This window comes from Streptomyces sp. NBC_01384 (genome assembly GCF_045040035.1).
In the GTDB taxonomy this organism is placed as follows: Bacteria; Actinomycetota; Actinomycetes; order Streptomycetales; family Streptomycetaceae; genus Streptomyces.
Window position 1 is genome coordinate 9,778,859 of the sequence record NZ_CP109559.1, and the last position, 17,675, is coordinate 9,796,533.

Consider the following 17,675-nt stretch of genomic DNA (forward strand, 5'->3'; position numbering starts at 1 on the left):
TTCGTGATCATGGTTGTTCTCTACGCAACCGATCATGAAACCCCACGGGCTTGAACATCGACGATACCGGGACCAACGAGGCGGCCACGCGACTTCTGGGGCTGGAGGGGGTGAGTGTGATCAAGGTCAAGGACGATGGATCGGGTGGTTCGACGGTGTACGTCGTCACGGCCGAGGACTCCGCCCGGGCCTGCCCCTCGTGCGGGGTCTTCGCCACCCGGCTGAAGGATTACCGCACCACCCGACCCAGGCACCTGCCCTGTGGTGGGCGCCCGGTGAGTATCCGGTGGCGCAAAGCGCGCTGGCGCTGCACCGAACCCGCCTGCCCACGCGGCTCGTTCACCGAGGCGATCCGCGCGGTCCCCGCCGGGATGCGCACCACCACAACCCTGCGCCGGGCGGCGGGGGCCGCGGTCTGCGACGGCTCTCGCACCGTCGTGCAGGCCGGCCGCGACCTGCACCTGAGCTGGCCGATCGTGCAGCACTGCTTCGAGAACCACGCTGCGAAAGCCCTGCCCGAGACCCCGCCCGCGACCTCGGCGATCGGGATCGACGAGACCCGGCGGGGCAAGCCGGCGTGGAAGCAGAACCCGGCCAGCGGGAAGTGGGAACTCCTCGCGGACGCCTGGCACATCGGCTTCGTCGACGCGATCGGCGGACGCGGCCTGTTCGGCCAGGTCGAGGGCCGCAACGCGGCGTCGGTCGCTGACTGGCTCACCTCCCAGCCCGCGACCTGGCGCGAGCAGGTCCGCTACGTCGCCATCGACCTGTGCTCCACCTTCCGCGCCGCCGTCCAGCGTGCCCTGCCGCACGCGACCGTGGTCGTGGACTGCTTCCACATCGTGCAACTCGCCCAGCGCCACCTCGCCGACCTGCGCCGACGCCTCACCTGGAAGCAACACGGCCGCCGAGCCCGCAAGGGCGACGGCATCTACACCGTCCGCAAACTCCTGCGCCGCAACAAAGAGGACCTCAGCGAGGACCAACTCGCTCTACTCAAGGCCGAGTTGGACCACATGGGCACCTACGGCCGGCAGATCTACGCGGCCTGGCAGGCCAAGGAACTGCTGCGCGACCTCCTCCACCTGGCCGTCAGCCGCACCCACCACGCCCCCGACCGCTCCGCGATCTCCGCCGCCCGCCACCGCTTCCTCTCCCGCGTCGCCGACCACGCCCACCTGCCCGAACTCGTCACCCTTGCCGAGACCGTCGAGCAGTGGTGGGACGGCATCGAGACCTACCTGACCACCGGGATCACCAACGCCGCCTCCGAAGGCAACAACCGCCTCATCAAGCTCGAAGCGCGCAACGCCTTCGGCTTCAGGAACCGAGAGAACCAACGCCTGCGCTCACGCTGTGCAACCACTCGGCGGAGCCGACGGGAGGCGCACCCCCACTAAATTCGAAGACCCGGTAATCTACGGTTTTCGCCACTTCTTTGCGTCGAACTGTCTATCTAACGGCATCCCCATCACCGATGTTGCCGAGTGGATGGGGCACAGCAGCATCGACGTGACGTTCAAGACCTATCGTCACCTCATGCCTGGCTCGATAGGCAAGGCCGCCAAGCTGCTGGACATGGGACTGGCCGGGTGAGAAGCAGGGTTGGCGTGCGGCGTGATGCTTCCTGAGGAGTCCTCCGGTCACGATGCTGACCTTTTACTGACCCCGAGAGCTGTGTGGTCGCCTGACCTGCGGAGACACTCAATCTGCTGGGGATGTTCGTGAACTTCAGTGGGATCGTCGTCGGGACGGCCGCGTTCGCGTCGGAGGGGGCCCCGAACGTGAGAAGCGCCGTGGTGGCGGTGGCCGCAGCCACCGCCAGGGCGTGCCATTTGAGACTCCTGAGCCTTCTGGACACTCGCTCTCTCCTTGGGCGGGGGGATTCCAACGAGGTGGATTCCGGCGGAGTGGAGCCGTCCGGTTCTCGTTGAGAGCGCTCTCAGAATTGCGGCGGGTGCCGTACATGTCAACGATCCGGACAGGATTGGTCTGGTCCAACTGGGCCCGGGGTGGCGTCACATGGTGATGCCCACGGCGGATCCGACGGGCAGTCGGCGAAAGCGGTCGCGACGAACGGCCGCGCGGGCGAGTCACCGACCGGGCGCCCGTGCGGCGGCAGGCGTTCACCGAGGAGGTTGCCCGGCGTCGGGGGAGAGGGCGTCCCGGAGCTGGCCCCTGGACCGGATGCCGAGCTTGGGGAAGACCTTGTGCAGGTGATAGCCGACGGTTCGGGGCGACAGGTGGAGCAGGGCGGCGATGTCGCGGTTGGTCAGGCCCTGCGCGGCCAACTCCGCGATCTGCCGCTCCTGCGAGGTGAGTTCCGCCGCAGGGCTCGCCGTCGGCAGGGACACCGGGGCACCGGCGGCCCGGAGCTCCGCCGCCGCGCGCTCGGCCCAGGGCTGCGCGCCCAGGCGTTGGAAGATCTCCAGCGCCCCGCCCAGCATCGGGCGTGCCTCCGCGGCACGTCGTCGGCGGCGTAGCCACTCGCCGAAGTCCAGCCGGGTGAGGGCGAGTTCGAAGGGCCAGCGGGCGCAGGCCGGATCGGCCAGGGCGGAGACGAAGTGCCGCTCCGCGTCCTCGGAGTCGCTGAGCAGGGCGGTGGCACGCCGGACGACGGCGTGGACGCGGGGGGACCGGGTGGCACCGAGGCTGTGGTCGGCGGCTTCCAGCACGGAGCGGGCATCGTCCGCCCGGCCCGCGCGGACGGCTGCGGCGGCGAGGTCGCCCAGGTAGTACACGGACGCGTGGTAATGCACGGGCAGCGGCGTGAAGTCGCGGGTGAAGGTGGCGCGCAGCAGGTCGTAGGCGTTGTCGTGGTCGCCCGCCACGAAGGCGGCAAGGCCCAGGGCGTGCCGGTAACGCACATGCAGGCTGCGGGACTTGCGCAGGTCGAGGCCGCGCACCGCCTCCTGCGCCTGGGCGCGGGCGGCCTGGTGGTCGCCGCGCAGGGCGTGCAGGGTGGCCTGGAGCAAGGGCGAGCCGACGGTGACATTGTCGGCGCCCGCTTCCGCGGCTGCCCGGAAAGCGTCCTCGGCGGTGGACTGGGCGGCAGCCCAGGCGCCGGTCTCGTAGAGGGCGAGTGCGAGGGCCTGTCCGACGGTGGCGTTCGCGCCGGCGGTCGCGGCCCGCTGCAGCTGGTCCATGGCCTGGCCGAGCAGGCGGACCGCGAGTTCGCTCTCGTCCAGGATCCAGGCGGTGGCGCCCAGGGCACCGAGGACCGCGACGGAGTCGTCCGGCCTGGCGGCCAGCGCACGTTCCAGCCGGGCGAGCGCGTCGGCTCGCCGGGTGTGCGGATGGAGCGCGGCATGAATCCATGCCTGTTCGACGGGTCCGTCCGCGGTTGCGGCCAGTGCGCAGATGCGGTCGAACTCGCCCTGGTAGAAGGGGTCTCCGGAGTTGTAGGCGGAGGTGGCGGCGGTCCTCAGCGCGCCGAGGGCCAGCATTGGTGCTGGGTCGGCCATGGACTCGGCCGCCGGGAGCAGGACCGCCAGCGCGTCGTCGTGGCGCAGGGTGACGCCCAGGGCCCAGCCGCCCAGGAACGCGGCCTGGGCGCGGAGCCCGGGGTCCTCGGTAAGCCCGGGAACGCGGTCGGTGAGCTCGCCGACCCATTGCGGATGCCCCGCGTACATGGCGGACTGCGCCGCCGCCAGCAGCCGCTCGGCGTGCCGCGCCGGATCGGGGGTCAGTTCGGCGGCGCGTTCCAGTGCCGCTGCCGCGGCGGCGTGTCCGCCTCGGGCGCGGGAGCGTTCGGCGGTCTCGGCCAGGGCGTCGGCCACCTCCTGGTCCGGTCCGAGCGCGGCAGCGGCCAGGTGCCAGGCCCGGCGGTCGGGTTCGTGCGCCAGCGCGGCGGCCAGCGCCAGGTGCGCCTCGCGTCGTTCGGCGAACGGGGCAGCCTGGAGGACGGCGGAGCGCACCAGCGGGTGCCGGAGCAGCACCTGCCCGCCCTCGACCCGTACCAGGCCTGCCTCCTCGGCGGGGAGCAGCGCCTTCGTCGCGTCGAGGTCGGGGGCGGCGAGCAGGACGTCCGACAGTCGGGCGGTGCCTGCGGCGGCGACGAGCAGCAGGGCGCGCCGCGCCTGAGGGGGAAGCGTGGGCAGGTCGGCGGCGAAGAGGCGTTCCAGACGGCTGGTGAGCGGAAGGGACCGGCTGTCGGCGGCGGTGCTGCCGTCCCTGGCGAGCGCGCGGCTCAGCTCGATCAGGGCCAGCGGGTTGCCCGCGGCCAGCTGGAGGATCTCGGTGCGCGCCCGGCCCTGCGGCGGGAAGGGCTGGGCGTCCAGCAGCCGGACGGCCGCCGCGCGTTCCAGCGGGCCGACGACCAGATGGGGGAAGTCGCGGTCGAAGCGTGCCGGAACCGCCTCCTCCCGCGAGGCGAGCAGCAGCACGGCCCGCTCGGCGTCGAGGCGGCGCGCGAGGAAGGCCAGGAGGTCGAGCGAGCCGAGGTCCAGCCACTGGGCGTCGTCCACGAGCAGCAGCAACGGCTGCCGGGCGGCGGCATCGGAGAGCAGGGTCAGCGCGCCCAGGCGCAGCGGCAGTGGATCCACCGACTCTGCGCCGTCCGCGTCGCCGAGGCCGAACGCGGCGCACAGCGCGTCGCGCTGCCGCTCCGGCAGCTCGTCCACGGCCCCCAGCAGGGGGCGCAGCAACTGGTGCGCCCCCGCCAGACACAGGCCGGACTCGCCCTCGCTGCCCCGTACGCGGAGCGTCCGCAGACGGCGCGACGAGGCTTGGACGGCGGCCCACTCGACCAGGGTGCTCTTGCCCGCGCCCGGCTCGCCGGTGAGCACCAGGACCTTCGGGCCCTCGCCGTCCGCGGCGTCGAGGAGCCGGGCCAGACCGGACAGCTCCCGATCCCTGCCCATGATCTCCGGACCGGGCTCGGGCTGGGCAGGGGCGTGCACCGCGGTCCTCGTCTCTGTCGCCTGATCCTGTGGGGTGGATTCTGCCAGCCGGACGGTGTTGCGATCGATGACTGGTCATCTGACAGATGTGCGCCGCCCCCGGAACCTTGAGGATCGTCGCATCGGGGTGGGGGTTCGCAGAGACGTGCAGTGCAGTGTTCGGGGTACACGAATGACGATCGAGACAGCAGGCAGGGCCGACACGGGTGCAGCTGTCGGCCCAGATGACCGGGAGGCGGCGGGCACCGGACTGGTCGGCCGGGAGGCCGAACTCGAGCGGATCCTGCGGGGCGCCAGGCCAGGGCCGGGCACGTCGTCCCGCGGTCTGCTCCTGCTCGGCGAGGAAGGCATCGGCAGGACCCGGCTGTTGCGCGCCGCCCGGGAGCAGGCCGCCTGCGAGGGTGCGCTGGTGTTGTCGGCGCACGGCTGGGCCGTGGAGCGCGACCACCCCTACGCCTGCCTGCGGCAGCTGCTCAGCTCCGTCCTCGGTGGGACCGGGGGCCTGCCAGAGCCCCAGCGTCGGGCTCTGGCCACGGCTCTCGCCGCGCTGCCAGGGCCGTCCCCCGCCGACGCCCCGCTGGTTCAGGTGGCGGTGCCGGCGCTGCTGGAGTGCCTCGCAGCCTCAGCACCGGTGCTGCTGACGGTGGACGACATCCAGGACTGCGACCACGCCTCTCTGGATGTGATCGGCTCGGTGCTCCGCCACCTGAGCGGCCGCGGTGTGTCGGTGCTCCTCGCGGCGCGCGGCGAGGCGGCCACGGCCGGGTTGCCGACGGAACTGGGCGTGCTGCACCTGGCGCCGCTGACGCCGCGGGCCGCCGCCGCGCTCCTGGACGAGCAGCCCGGCGCACCCCGGGGCCGCCGCAGACTGGAACTGCTGGGGGAGGCCCGAGGCAATCCGCAGGCACTGCTGGAGCTGTGCCGACTGGAGCGGTCGGCTGCCGACCGGACCCTGCCCGGCGGGAAGCTGCCCCAACTTCGTTTCGCGCAGGACGAGTTCGAGTCCCGGCTCGCCGTCCTGCCCGCCGTGACGCAGCACGCGCTGCTGTACGCGGCCCTCGCGGACCCCGGCGAGGACCTGTGCACGGTCATGACCGCCCTGGACGCGCCGGACCTCGGTGTCTGGGCCCCGGCAGAGGCGGCCGGCATCGTCACCGTGGCCGACGGGCGGATCTCGTTCCGGCACCCACTGGTGCGCCGCGCCGCAGGCGCGCGGCACCCCGCCCAGCTGCGCCGCATGGCCCACCTGGCCCTGGCCGAGGCGGCCGGCCCGGGGGCGTCCCGCGCCCGGTACCGGGCGGCGGCCGCACTCGGACCCGACGAGTCGATCGCCGCCGCACTCGAAGCGACCGCCTGGGACATGCAGGACGCCTTCACCGCGGCGGCCGCCCTGGAACAGGCCGCCCGGCTCAGCCCCGGCCCGCGCGACCGCGCCCGACGGCTGGCCGAGGCCCTGGCCGCCGCCCACCTCGTCGGAAACCCGGACTGGGTGAGGGACCTGTACCAGGAGTTCGCCCAGATCGGTGCGGACGCCGAGCCGACCTGCCTCGCCGCCGCCGCCATGGGCGCCGCCCTCTCGCTGTCCTCCTTCCAGGAGGAGGCTTTCGACCTGCTGTTGGACGTCTGCGAGCGCATGCTCCCCGGCGAGGGCCCGTTTGCGCTCGGGTTGGCCTCGGTGGCCGCGGCCGTCACCGACCAGTCCGCACTGCCACAGCACCGCAGCAGACTGGCCGCACTGCTCGCGCGGACCGAGGGCAGGTCCCAGGCCGCCTCGGACGTCACCGGGTCGCTGTCGCGGCTCGACGACGCCGAGGTGGGGTCGGCACTCCGCGCATTCGTGTCCGTGGCGGCGACACCCCACGGCTCCGCCGCCCGAGTCCTGCGCCGACTCGAACAGCCGCGCCTCGGCGCCCTTCCGGACAGTCCGGAGCGGCTGGCCCAGCGGCTCGCCGTCGCCTGGGTCGCCTACCAGGCGGACGAGGCCGACGCCTGCCTGCGGCAGTACCGCAAGGCCGACGCGCAGCTGCGCACCCGCAAGGCCCTGGGGCTGCGCGCCTGGTCCCTGGCGCCGATGGCGGACACGCTCCTGGCGACGGGTTGGTGGACGGAGGCGGAGGCGCTGCTGGGGGAGGGGAGCGGCGGTGCCGCCGTCCTGGGCCAGTCCCGCGTCCAGGCAGATCTCGACGCGCTCGCCCTGACCCTGTCCGCGCTGCGCGGCGGGACCATGCCGGACCCGTCCGCGGCCGAGGCGCACTGGCGCGTCCTCGACCTGGAGGGGAACCGCGCGACCCAGGCTCGTATCCTGCGGGCCCGGGCCTTGGCGGCAGCCGCCCAGGGCGACTGGGCCCGAGCCTTCCGCAAGTGGCGGGCACTGTTCGACGCGGACGGTTCGCCGCTGCACCCGTTCCTGTCGCCGCGTACCGTCGCCGAACTCGCCGTCGCTGCCCAGCGGACGGGGCGGGGGGAAGAGGCGGCGCGGATCCTGGCCCAGGTCCGCTCGCAGCAGGGCGAGCGGCCGACCACGCGGATGACGCTGCTGCTCCACCACGCGGCGGCTGTGGTGGACCCGGAGGGCGACCCCGAGCAGCACTTCCAGCTCGCGGTGGTCAACCCCGAGAGTGAGCGCTGGCCGTGGGAACGCGCCCAGGCCCGCCTCAGCTACGCGGTCTGGCTCCGGCGTTGCCGCCGTCCGCTGGAGGCGCGGGAACAGCTGACCGCGGCCCTGGAGATGGCCGAAGGGCTCGGCGCGGCCCCGCTGGCCGAGACAGTCCGGGCCGAGTTGCGCGCCAGCGGTGCGGCCGGTGCCGCCGATCCCGATGTCGCGCCGGCCGAGCTGACTGCCCAGCAGTGGCAGATCGTCCGGCTGGCGGCCGGCGGCCTGTCGAATCGTGAGATCGGCGAGCGGCTGTTTCTGTCACCGCGTACTGTCGGCACGCATCTGTACAACGTCTATCCCAAGCTCGGCGTGAGCCGGCGCCACCAATTGCGCGATCTGTTGTCCGCAGGTGAGACCGGCACCGACTGACGAGGTATCAGCGGTTCGGTGCAGGTGCCGGTGTTCCGTCATCTCCCGGCTGCTGGAGCGACGGAGAGAGCCTCCAGGGGCCGAGAGAGGTGAGAGCGGAATGCAGTCGGACTCCTGCGACGGCGCAGCCGGGCCTCCCCCGTCCGTGGTCGTGCTCGACCCGGCGGTGGAACGGCTGGTGGCAGCCTCGGCCACGCCGCCCTTCCTGGACGAACTGGGCCCGGTGCTCGGTCGCCGGGCGCTGAGCGAGTCGCAGGCCGACCGCATCGACGACTTCGAGATGGACGCCGCCTTCCGGGTGGCCCCGGTCGGCCCCTCCGGACTCGTCGGATACTGGGTCTTCCGCCCTGTCGGCGTGACCGGGTCGCTGCCGACGCTGTTCTACGTCCACGGTGGCCGCTGGATGCTCGGGGACGCCCAGACGCATGCCCGCCTGATCAGCGAGTTCGTCCGGGACCTGGGAGTCACCGCCATCGTCCCCGAGTACAGCCGCACTCCCGAGGCCCAGTACCCCATGGCGCTGGAGGAGTGCTACGACCTCCTGTCCTGGACCGTCGAGCACGCCGGGGAACTGGAGCTGGACCCCGACCGGCTGGCCGTGGCCGGGGACTGCGCCGGGGCCACCCTCGCCACCGCGCTCACCATGGTGGCGCGAGCGCGCGGCGGGCCGGCGATCCGGGCCCAGCTGCTCTACTACCCGCTCATCGACTCCCACTGTGACAGTGACTCCCAACAGCGTTTCGCCACCGGCTACCTGCTCACCCGTCAGGCCCTGCGCGCGTACTGGAAGCAGTACGCGCCGGACCCGCGGCAGCTGGCCGAGCCCACCGCGTCCCCGCTGCGGGCCACCCGTGCGGACCTGGCGGGACTCCCGCCCGCGTTGGTGGTCACCGCGGAGGCCGATGTGGCCAGGGACGAAGGGGAGCAGTATGCACGACGGCTGCGCGCTGCGGGGGTCGAGGCGGCGGCCGTGCGCGTCCTTGGCACCGTCCACGACTTCGTCTCGCTGAACGCCCTGCGGGACAGCCCGCCCACCCGTGCCGCGGTGCGGCAGGGCTGCGATTTCCTGCGCGCGAAGCTGGGCTGAAGCCGATCGGCTCGACCCGAGCCGGTCAATGACTCAGACGGCAACCAGTCGGCTGACGTATTCAGTCGCGTCCGCCCTCGCAGCAGGCTGGTCCCATGTCAGCATTGACCGGCCCCGCCGAGCAGGGAAGCGGGCGACACGGGATCGCCGCGAAGCCGCCGGCCCGGGTGCTGTCCACCCGCTCGGTACCGCCCCACGAGAGTCTGGAGTTCTGGCACGACGCCGTGCTCGCCACCCTGGTCGGCATGGACATCAGCACCGACGGGCGGACCTACGACGCCACCATGCGCACGGACCACCTCGCCGAGCTCCAGATCACCACCGTCGAGTGCGAGCCCGGCGAGGTCCACCGGACCCCCCGTTTCATCGCCGCCGGCGACGGCAGCCAGGTCTTCGTGGCGGTCCAGGCCAGTGGGGTCGCGCAGGTGGAACAGGACGGCCGTACCACTGAGTTGCGGCCGGGCGACATCGGGTTCTTCGAGACGATCCGCCCGTTCCGCACCCGCTTCCCCGAGCGGTTCCAGCTGAAGATCTTCGCGGTTCCGCGCACCCTGCTCGGCCGGGGGGAGGCGGACCTGCGCGACATCACCGCGCGGTCGCTGCGCCCCACCGGGGGACTCCCGGCGCTGCTCTCCCCGTTCCTGTCCCGGCTGGCCGACGCGTCCGACTCCTACAGCGCCCCCGTCGGCGAACGGCTCGCGGCCAACGTCGTCGACCTGATGGCGGCCACCGCGGCCCAGTGCGTGGGCGGGGAGACCCGTGAGCTCCCGGGCGCGGAGGGGGTGCTGCTGCTGCGCGTGCAGAGCTTCATCCGCTGGCACCTGTCCGACCCCGACCTGACCCCGCAGGTCGTGGCCCGCGCCCACGGCATCTCCGTCCGCTACCTGCACCAGCTGTTCAAGGACGAGGGCACCACCGTGTGCCAGTGGATCCGCGACCTGCGGCTTCAGGAGTGCTGCGTCGACCTCACCACGGCGGCCGCCGGAACTGCCGACCTGGGGCGGGTCGCCCGTCGCTGGGGGTTCAGCGGTTCCGCCCACCTGGGACGGGTCTTCCGCTCCTCCCTCGGCCTCTCCCCGACGGACTGGCTCCGAGGCGAGCACGCCCAGCGCGGACGTGGGGAGCAGTCGTGGCTGAACCCCAACTGACCGGAAGAGCCGAAGCGTTCGCGCTCTCGACCCGGGAGCTCGCCCCCGAGGACCGTACGGCCGCCTGGCAGGCGGCGCTCTCCCGCGTCCTCGTCGACGTCGAGGTGTCGCCGGTGCCCGGCACCGACCCCTGGACGGGGACACTGCGCGCCGAGCGGTTCGGAGCTCTGCGGATCGTCACCGAGGAGACCGGCGCCCCGGTGACGATCGTGCGCACCTCGACCGCCGCGGCCGCCGACAAACGGTCCCCTGTGCTGCTCCGGCAACAGCTCCACGGCTCCGCCCTGTTGCTGCAGGACGGCCGGGCGACGCGGCTGGGCCCGGGCGGCCTGGCCTTCCACGACGCGAGCCGACCGTTCAAGCTCGTCATCACCTCCGACCAGCGCGCCCGGATCCTGATGCTGCCGCGGGCGCTGCTCCGGCTGGAGGAGGCGCGGCTGCGCCTCCTCACCGCGACGGTCCTGGACGGCGCCGAGGACGCCCCGGCCGCGCTGCTGCTGCCATTGCTGTCCGGTCTGGCCGAGGAGACCCTCACCGCCGCCCCGGCCCAGCGCGAGCGGCTCGCCCGCGCGACGGCGGACCTGGTCGCGGTCCTGGCCCTGCACCAGGCGGGGGGTCCGGCGGCGGAGGAGCGGCGACCCGGGGCAGCGCTGCTGGACCGGATCAAGACCTATGTCGAGACCCGCCTGGGCGATCCGGGACTCTCCCCGCAGGACATCGCCGACCGCCACGGCATCTCCCTGCGCTACCTGCACCAGCTCTTCCAGCGACAGGGGACCACCGTCAACTCCTGGGTGCGGGCCAGCCGCCTGGAGTCCGCCCGCGAGGAACTGGCCCGGCCCGACGCAGCCCGGCGCGCGGTCGCCGCCGTCGCGGCGCGCTGGGGCTTCGCCAGCCCCGCGCACTTCAGCCGGGTCTTCCGCGAGGCCTACGGCATGTCACCGGTCCAGTGGCGACGATCGTCGCGGGTGGCGCGGTGCGCTGGTGGCCCGGAGGCCGTGCACGGGCGGACAAGCCTCCGCGCCACCGATTCCTAGCCTGGAGATCGATGTCAGTCACAACATCCAAGGAGCAGGGCATGTCTGACGACACGGCAGATCCCACCCCCGTGCTGGAGCCGGAGGCGCAGGCCTTCGTGGAGGCCACCGCCAACCCGCCCTACCTCTTCGACCTGCCCCCGGCAGAGGGCCGCAAGGCGGTCGACGAGGTCCAGTCCGGGGACATCGAGAAGCCGGCGGTCGACGAGGAATGGATCAACGTCGAGGGCGGTCCCACCGGCGGCGTCCGGGCCCGCATCGTCCGGCCCGCCGGAGCGACCGGCGTCCTCCCGGTGATCCTCTACATCCACGGCGCCGGATGGGTGTTCGGCAACGCGCACACCCACGACCGACTGGTCGGCGAACTGGCCGTCGGCGCGCAGGCCGCCGTGGTCTTCCCCGAGTACTCGCTCTCGCCCGAGGTGCGCTACCCCGTCGCCATCGAGGAGAACTACACCGTCGCGCGCTGGATCGTCACCGACGGCGCCGCCAAGCAGCTCGACGCGACCCGTCTCGCCGTGGCAGGCGACTCGGTCGGCGGCAACATGACCGCCGCGCTGACCCTGATGGCCAAGGAGCGCGGCGATGTCCCGCTGGTCCAGCAGGTGCTGTTCTACCCGGTGACCGACGCGAACTTCGACACCGGCTCCTACCACCAGTTCGCCACCGGCTACTTCCTGCGCCGCGACGGCGTGCGGTGGTTCTGGGACCAGTACACGACCGACGAGAGCGAGCGGGCGCAGATCACCGCCTCCCCGCTGCGCGCCACCACCGACCAGCTCACCGGCCTGCCCCCGGCCCTGGTCATCACGGGCGAGGCCGACGTGCTGCGCGACGAGGGCGAGGCCTACGCCGCCAAGCTCCGCGAGGCCGGCGTCCCGGTCACCGCCGTCCGCTTCCTGGCCATCATTCACGACTTCGTGATGCTCAACACCCTGCGCTCCACCCAGGCCGCCCAGGGCGCCATCACCCTCGCGGTCCAGACCCTGCGCACCGCCCTGCACACGGACTGACGACAGCTGATGCGCGGCGCCACTTTCTCTTCGCTGCACCTCCTGCTGGACGAGCACGCCGGGCAGCAGCTCGCCCTGGTCGACGACATCGCCGAGCGCGCGGAGAGCCTGGGCGGCCTCGCCGTGGGCGACTCTCGGCACTCCGCCGAGATCACCGCCGTCCCGCGTCCCCCGGAGGGAGTTGAGGAGGTCCCCGCGATGGTGTCCCGGCTCCTCGAAGCGCACGAGACCATCCTCGGCGACGCCCGCGACGCGGCCGCCCGCACGGCTGAGCTCGGAGACTACGGGACGCAGGAACTGCTCGTCTCACAGGTCATTCGCGGCGGGGCAGCGCGATGAAGCCGCTCGGTGCGAAGCCGCTCCTCAGCGAGTGGGACTGGCAGAGTGTGGCGTCCTGCCGCGGCATGGACAGCTCCGTCTTCTTCTCCTCGCCCCACGAACGCGGCAGCAGGCGATGGCAGCGTGAACTGCGGGCCCAGGCCATCTGCCGCTCCTGCCCGGTCCAACGGCCCTGCGCCGACTTCGCGCTGCGGACCGCCCAGACCTACGGCGTGTGGGGAGGCCTCACCGAGGCCGACCGCAACGCCGGCTGAAGGCCTCAACTCCACCTCTTGGCAAACCACCTCACCCCGTCCGCTGTTCGGGGTGCATCACAGGAGAACTCATGCGTATTCTCACCTCGGCCCGCCGGGGACTCGTCCTCAGCTGCACGGCAGCCGTCGCCGGTGCCCTGGCCTTCTCGGCGCCCGTCACGGCTGCGAGCTCGAAGACCGCAGCGGCCCCGGCCGCCACCCAGCACACCGAGGCGCAGGCCAAGCCCACGATCGTGCTCGTGCACGGCGCCTGGGCCGACGCGTCGAGCTGGAACGCCGTCATGTCCCGTCTGCTGCAGGCGGGCTACACCGTCTACGCGCCGCCGAACCCGCTGCGCGGAGTCAGCGCCGACGCGGAGGCGATCCGTGACTTCGTCGCCTCGATCCCGGGCCCGGTCGTGCTGGTAGGCCACTCCTACGGTGGGATGGTCATCACCAACGCGGCCACCGGCAGCTCGAACGTGCGCGCCCTGGTCTACGACGACGCCTACATCCCCGACGAGGGGGAGACCGTGTTCCAGATCAACGCCGCCCAGCCCGGGTCGTGCGTCACCGCGGACCCGGCGACCTTCCTCAACCTCGTGCCGTACCCGGGCGCCCCGGCCGGCGACGTCGACGCCTACCTCAAGTACGCCCCCAACGGCAGCTACCAGGGCTTCACCGGCTGCTTCGCCAACGGCGTCCCCGCTGCGCAGGCCAGACTGCTGGCCGCGGGACAGCGGCCCTTCGCCGTCAGCGCGGGCTCGCAGCCCTCCGGAACGCCCGCATGGAAGTCGCTCCCGTCCTGGGCGGTCGTCGGCACCGAGGACCACGTCATCCCCGCGGCTGAGCAGCTCTTCATGGCGAAGCGGGCCGACGCGCACGTCGTCGAGGTCGCCGCGGGCCACCTGTCCCTGATCACCCGTGCCGACACCGTCGCCGACACGATCATCGCGGCGGCCCGGGCCGCCGGCTGAGGCCCGAGAGGGCCTTACGGAAAACGTGGCTGAATACTCTCAGCGACTATGAGCCCCGTTTTGGGCAGGGCCAGGGGTCGCCACCGAGGTGGCGACCCCCGACCGGGCTCTGGTTCGGAACGACTCCGGTGCGGTCGGCGCCACAGGGCTCTTGCCCAGGGCCGCCTGGGTGAGGGCGAGGTCGGTGAAGGCGGCGTCGAGTTCCTCCAGGCGGGGACGGGGGGCTTGCCCGGCCACGCTGATGATGGTGGGAGGGGCCGGTCTGGGACAGGCTTCGAGGGCGGAGTGCAGGCGCTCGGTGTTGCAGCAGCCGCCCCATCCGACGGGAGCCCGTTCGAGCTGGTCAGAGTCCCGCCAGGGGCCTTGGTGCATTGAGGGAGCGTCAGTCCTCCCGGACGAGGTGCACCGCCGTGCTCGACCAGTCGCCCACCGGCAGGTCGAGGTCGAGGCCGTACTCGCCGAGCACGGTGGAGTGGTGCACGGCGCCGGTGCGGGCGTCGCGGTAGCGGCTCTCGGGGGTCAGGCCGCGCAGCCGGACCGGCAGTCGCGGGGCGCCGTGGCGGGAGACGCGCCGCGCCGCGAGCAGCAGGGTTTCCGAGCCGTCCGCCGCGGTGTACTGCACCGCGGAGACCGAGTCCTCGGCGGGCGGCGACAGCCGGTCCAGCCTGCCGTGCTGCACCAGATGGCGCACCTTCTTGTACTCGGCGACCAGGGCGGCGCCCTCCCGCAGTTCCTCCTCGGACCAGTGGGTGAGATCGCCCCCGACGCCCAGCGCCCCGGCCATCGCGATGTGGAAGCGGAAGCGCAGCGGGACCGTACGGCCGGTGAGCTGGTTGGGTACGTCCGTCACCCACGCGCCCATCGTGCGCGCCGGGTAGACCTGGCCGTAGCCGTGCTGGATCCCCATCCGGTCGGCGGCGTCGGTGTTGTCCGACGCCCACGCCTGGTCCGTACGGGCGAGAATGCCCAGGTCGACCCGGCCGCCGCCACCGCTGCACGATTCGATCCGCAGCGCCGGATGGTCCGCGCGCAGACGGTCGACGACGTCGTAGAGATTGCGCACGTACTGGGGGCCGAGACGGTCGGCGCCGTCCTGCTGGTCGGGCCAGCCGGCCTCGCTGAACGCGCGGTTCATGTCCCATTTGAGGAAGTCGATGCCGTGCTCGCCGACCAGCCGGGTCAGCCAGCCGTAGGCCCAGTCGGCGACCTCGCGGCGGGCGAAGTTGAGGACCAGCTGGTTGCGCAGCTCGGAGCGGGGGCGGCCGGGGAAGTGCAGCACCCAGTCGGGGTGCTCGCGGTACAGGTCGCTGTCCGGGTTGACCATCTCGGGCTCCACCCAGAGGCCGAAGCGCATCCCGAGCCCGTGCACCGCGCGGACCAGCGGTGCGAGCCCGTCCGGGAAGCGGTCGGGTGCCGGTGCCCAGTCGCCGAGACCCGCGCGGTCGCTGCGGCGCGCCCCGAACCAGCCGTCGTCGACCACGTACAGCTCCACGCCGAGCGCGGCCGCCCGCTCGGCGAGCGCCTTCTGTCCGGCCTCGTCGACGTCGAAGCCGGTCGCCTCCCAGGAGTTGTAGAGCACCGGCGCGGCCTCGTCCGGGTGCGGCAGCACATGCTTCAGGACGTACGCGTGCCAGGCGCGGCTGGCCGCGCCGAAGCCGCCGTCGGTGCACAGTCCCGCGAACGGGGGAGTGGCGAACTCCTCGCCCGGCGCGAGCGGCACGGTCGTGCCGTCCTGGCCGGGGCCGCCGGTGAATCCGGCCCGCCCGTCGGGGGTGCGCTGCACGGTGACGCGCCAGCTCCCGCTCCACGCGAGGGCGGCGCTCCACACCCGCCCGTGCTCCTCCGTCGCCTCACCCGCGTCGAGCATCAGCCACGGGTTCGCGTGGTGGCTGGTGATTCCGCGGCGGCTGGTCAACACGGTTTCGCCGTACGGCAGTCGGTCGCGGCGCAGCTGGCTCTCGGCGGACCACTGGCCCGTGACATGGCTGAGCCGGTAGTCCCGCAGCGGAGGCAGGGTCCAGGCGGCCGAGTCGGCGCGCAGCAGGGTGACCGGCTCCTCGCCCGCGTTGCGGACGACGGTCCAGCGCTCGACGACGTCCGTGTCCTCGTGCACCCGGTAGTGGAGCGCCACCTCCAAGGGGTAACGGCGGTCGCGGAAGGACAGCGTCAGCTCGCCTTCTTCGACGTGGTGGCCGGTCGGCTGCCACTCGAAGGCGCGGGAGCCGTCCGCGAACAGGACCCGCAGGGACGGCGGTCCGTAGCGCGTGCCGCCGTCGACGGGCAGCTCCTCCCCGACGGGCGGCCTGCCCTCGAAACTGCTGGCCTCGGGCGCGGGCGGGACGGCGAGTTCCCCGGCCTCTGCCGGCGTCAGTCGTGGGCCCCACGCGACATGGCAGGGCGCTCCGGTCTCGTCGATCCGCAGCGCGTACGAGGTGCGCGGTGTGGACAGCAGCCAGACCCCGGTGTCCGGGGCGAAGGAGATCGGCGACATGGATCCTCGCGTTCAGGTGGTGCTCACGTACGAGACAAGGAAAAGCCAACCCCGACCTTGGATCACGTGTCAATGCCTGATCGGATACTGGAATTCGTAGGTCACAGGTACCTCATGGAGCATCCTCAAGAGATTCCTGTTTCTTTCATTGACAGCAGAAAATAAGAGCCTTAGGTTCCGGCCATGCGCTCGACCTCTCCCACCGAGGCGTTCCCGGCCCATACGCCGGCCGCTTCCCAGATCTTCACCACCGTGCTGTCCCACGGCCCGCTCACGCGGTCGGAGATAGCGGGGCGGACCCGGCTGTCGGCGGCCGCGGTCACCAAGGCGGTCCGGCCGCTGATCGAGGCCGGCTACCTCGTGGAGGACATCGCCGAGGACGCACCGCAGCCCGTCCTCGGGCGGCCCGCCAACCCGGTGCGGGTCGACGGCGGGAGGGCCCTGTTCATGGGGATCAAGGTGACGGGCGACGAACTCATCGCCGTGCTCACCGACCTGTGCTGCCGCATCCGGGTCGCCCGGCGCGTTCCGCTCACCTCCCGCGAACCCAAGGCGGTACTGACCTCCGTCGCGGGGCTCGTACAGGAACTGCTGACGGAGGCGGACGGCTTCGGGGTGCAGGTCCGGGGGCTCGGCATCGCCGTGTCCGGTGACGTGGACCGGGCGGCCGGGGTGGTGCGTTACTCGCCGTTCCTGGAGTGGCGCGACGTTCCCCTCGCCGAACTGGCCGCGACCACGACCGGACTGCCGGTCACCCTCGACAACGACGTTCGGGCGCTGACGGTGGCCGAGCAGTGGTTCGGGGCCGGGGTGGGGCTGTCCGACTTCGCGCTGGTGACCGTCGGCGCGGGCATCGGCTGCGGTCTGGTGGTGCACGGACAGGTGGTGGCGGGAGCGCACGGCGTGGCCGGTGAGATCGGGCACGTGGCGATCGACCCGGCCGGTCCCCGCTGCCACTGCGGCAACCGCGGCTGCGTCGAGGCGATCGCCTCGGACCCCGCGATCGTCGGCCAGATCCGGGAGGTCACCGGCGCGAGCGTCGCCGACGCCACCGCGGCCCTGGCCCTCGCGCACGACGGCGACCCCGGCGCCCGGGAGGTGTACGCCCGGGCGGGAGCGGCGATCGGCCGGGGCATCGCGACCGTGGCCAACCTCCTGGGCCCCGAGCGCGTGATCATCTCCGGCGAGGGCCTGGCCGCCTACGACCTGTTCGCCGAGCAGATCCGTGACGCGTTCGCCGCGGCCGCCTTCGGCTCGGCCGCGGACTGCGACGTACAGACCCGTCCGCTGCCCTTCGAGGAGTGGGCGCGCGGGGCGGCGGCCACCGCCATCCAGTCCTTCATCACCTCGGACGCGCGCTGAAGACCAGACCCGTACCGCCCATCAGCCCCGCACCGCTCATCAGCCCCGCACCGCCCATCAGA

At 72.7% G+C, this 17,675-nt stretch carries 12 protein-coding genes and 2 pseudogenes; 11 read left to right on the top strand and 3 right to left on the bottom strand.

What is annotated here, in order from left to right; translation table 11 throughout:
* Nucleotides 1-50 precede the first annotated feature (50 nt).
* Together OG747_RS44935 and OG747_RS44940 are read left to right on the top strand one after the other, a co-directional pair.
* The gene (locus OG747_RS44935) at nucleotides 51-1,400 is read left to right on the top strand and encodes an ISL3 family transposase (protein ID WP_405885134.1); all 1,350 of its coding nucleotides are present in this window, start codon (nucleotides 51-53) and stop codon (nucleotides 1,398-1,400) included.
* A gap of 13 nt (nucleotides 1,401-1,413) precedes the next feature.
* A pseudogene (locus tag OG747_RS44940) lies at nucleotides 1,414-1,596 on the top strand (tyrosine-type recombinase/integrase); the annotation flags it as partial.
* A gap of 530 nt (nucleotides 1,597-2,126) precedes the next feature.
* On the opposite strand, the gene OG747_RS44945 reads toward OG747_RS44940, so the two are convergent.
* Nucleotides 2,127-4,901 (bottom strand): ATP-binding protein, encoded by a 2,775-nt coding sequence (locus OG747_RS44945; protein ID WP_405885135.1) that lies wholly within the window; start codon nucleotides 4,899-4,901, stop codon nucleotides 2,127-2,129.
* Between the two features lie 172 nt (nucleotides 4,902-5,073).
* Here OG747_RS44945 and OG747_RS44950 point away from each other — a divergent pair, with 172 nt between their 5' ends.
* The 8 genes and pseudogenes from OG747_RS44950 (at nucleotide 5,074) to OG747_RS44985 (ending at nucleotide 13,760) form a co-directional block, all read left to right on the top strand.
* On the top strand, nucleotides 5,074-7,926 hold the full coding sequence (locus tag OG747_RS44950) for an AAA family ATPase (protein ID WP_405885136.1): 2,853 nt from the start codon (nucleotides 5,074-5,076) through the stop codon (nucleotides 7,924-7,926).
* A gap of 100 nt (nucleotides 7,927-8,026) precedes the next feature.
* Complete coding sequence (locus tag OG747_RS44955; RefSeq protein ID WP_405885137.1) at nucleotides 8,027-9,013, top strand: alpha/beta hydrolase; 987 nt, start codon at nucleotides 8,027-8,029, stop codon at nucleotides 9,011-9,013.
* 95 nt (nucleotides 9,014-9,108) lie between these two features.
* Nucleotides 9,109-10,161 carry a helix-turn-helix domain-containing protein gene (locus tag OG747_RS44960; RefSeq protein WP_405885138.1) on the top strand — a complete coding sequence of 351 codons (1,053 nt, stop codon included), beginning with the start codon at nucleotides 9,109-9,111 and terminating at the stop codon, nucleotides 10,159-10,161.
* Nucleotides 10,143-11,198, top strand: coding sequence for a helix-turn-helix domain-containing protein (locus tag OG747_RS44965; protein WP_405885139.1), 1,056 nt, complete (start codon nucleotides 10,143-10,145; stop codon nucleotides 11,196-11,198). Before OG747_RS44960 ends, OG747_RS44965 begins: the two co-directional genes overlap by 19 nt.
* 41 nt (nucleotides 11,199-11,239) lie before the next feature.
* Nucleotides 11,240-12,211 (top strand): alpha/beta hydrolase, encoded by a 972-nt coding sequence (locus tag OG747_RS44970; RefSeq protein ID WP_405885140.1) that lies wholly within the window; start codon nucleotides 11,240-11,242, stop codon nucleotides 12,209-12,211.
* A 6-nt stretch (nucleotides 12,212-12,217) separates the two neighbouring features.
* Nucleotides 12,218-12,550: pseudogene (locus OG747_RS44975) on the top strand (Dps family protein); the annotation flags it as partial.
* A complete protein-coding gene (locus tag OG747_RS44980) occupies nucleotides 12,547-12,804 on the top strand; it encodes a WhiB family transcriptional regulator (protein WP_405885141.1) in 258 nt (85 codons plus the stop codon). The pseudogene OG747_RS44975 and the gene OG747_RS44980, both read left to right, overlap by 4 nt.
* Nucleotides 12,805-12,875: 71 nt before the next feature.
* A complete protein-coding gene (locus tag OG747_RS44985; protein WP_405885142.1) occupies nucleotides 12,876-13,760 on the top strand; it encodes an alpha/beta fold hydrolase in 885 nt (294 codons plus the stop codon).
* Nucleotides 13,761-13,799: 39 nt separating this feature from the next.
* Here the strand turns inward: OG747_RS44985 and OG747_RS44990 are convergent, their stop codons facing one another.
* Complete coding sequence (locus OG747_RS44990) at nucleotides 13,800-13,997, bottom strand: hypothetical protein (protein ID WP_405885143.1); 198 nt, start codon at nucleotides 13,995-13,997, stop codon at nucleotides 13,800-13,802.
* Nucleotides 13,998-14,142: 145 nt separating this feature from the next.
* Complete coding sequence (locus OG747_RS44995) at nucleotides 14,143-16,251, bottom strand: alpha-galactosidase (RefSeq protein WP_405885144.1); 2,109 nt, start codon at nucleotides 16,249-16,251, stop codon at nucleotides 14,143-14,145.
* A gap of 183 nt (nucleotides 16,252-16,434) precedes the next feature.
* Between OG747_RS44995 and OG747_RS45000 the strand changes: the two genes are divergently transcribed.
* Complete coding sequence (locus OG747_RS45000) at nucleotides 16,435-17,613, top strand: ROK family protein (protein WP_405885145.1); 1,179 nt, start codon at nucleotides 16,435-16,437, stop codon at nucleotides 17,611-17,613.
* The last annotated feature ends 62 nt before the right edge of the window (nucleotides 17,614-17,675 follow it).

What these genes read in the sequence shown, in the direction of transcription:
- OG747_RS44985 (WP_405885142.1), top strand. Translation starts at nt 12,876, where the DNA reads ATGCGTATTCTCACCTCGGCCCGCCGGGGACTCGTCCTCAGCTGCACG.
- OG747_RS44980 (WP_405885141.1), top strand. Translation starts at nt 12,547, where the DNA reads ATGAAGCCGCTCGGTGCGAAGCCGCTCCTCAGCGAGTGGGACTGGCAG.
- OG747_RS44950 (WP_405885136.1), top strand. Translation starts at nt 5,074, where the DNA reads ATGACGATCGAGACAGCAGGCAGGGCCGACACGGGTGCAGCTGTCGGC.
- OG747_RS44960 (WP_405885138.1), top strand. Translation starts at nt 9,109, where the DNA reads ATGTCAGCATTGACCGGCCCCGCCGAGCAGGGAAGCGGGCGACACGGG.
- OG747_RS44970 (WP_405885140.1), top strand. Translation starts at nt 11,240, where the DNA reads ATGTCTGACGACACGGCAGATCCCACCCCCGTGCTGGAGCCGGAGGCG.
- OG747_RS44955 (WP_405885137.1), top strand. Translation starts at nt 8,027, where the DNA reads ATGCAGTCGGACTCCTGCGACGGCGCAGCCGGGCCTCCCCCGTCCGTG.
- OG747_RS44995 (WP_405885144.1), bottom strand. Translation starts at nt 16,251, where the DNA reads ATGTCGCCGATCTCCTTCGCCCCGGACACCGGGGTCTGGCTGCTGTCC.
- OG747_RS45000 (WP_405885145.1), top strand. Translation starts at nt 16,435, where the DNA reads ATGCGCTCGACCTCTCCCACCGAGGCGTTCCCGGCCCATACGCCGGCC.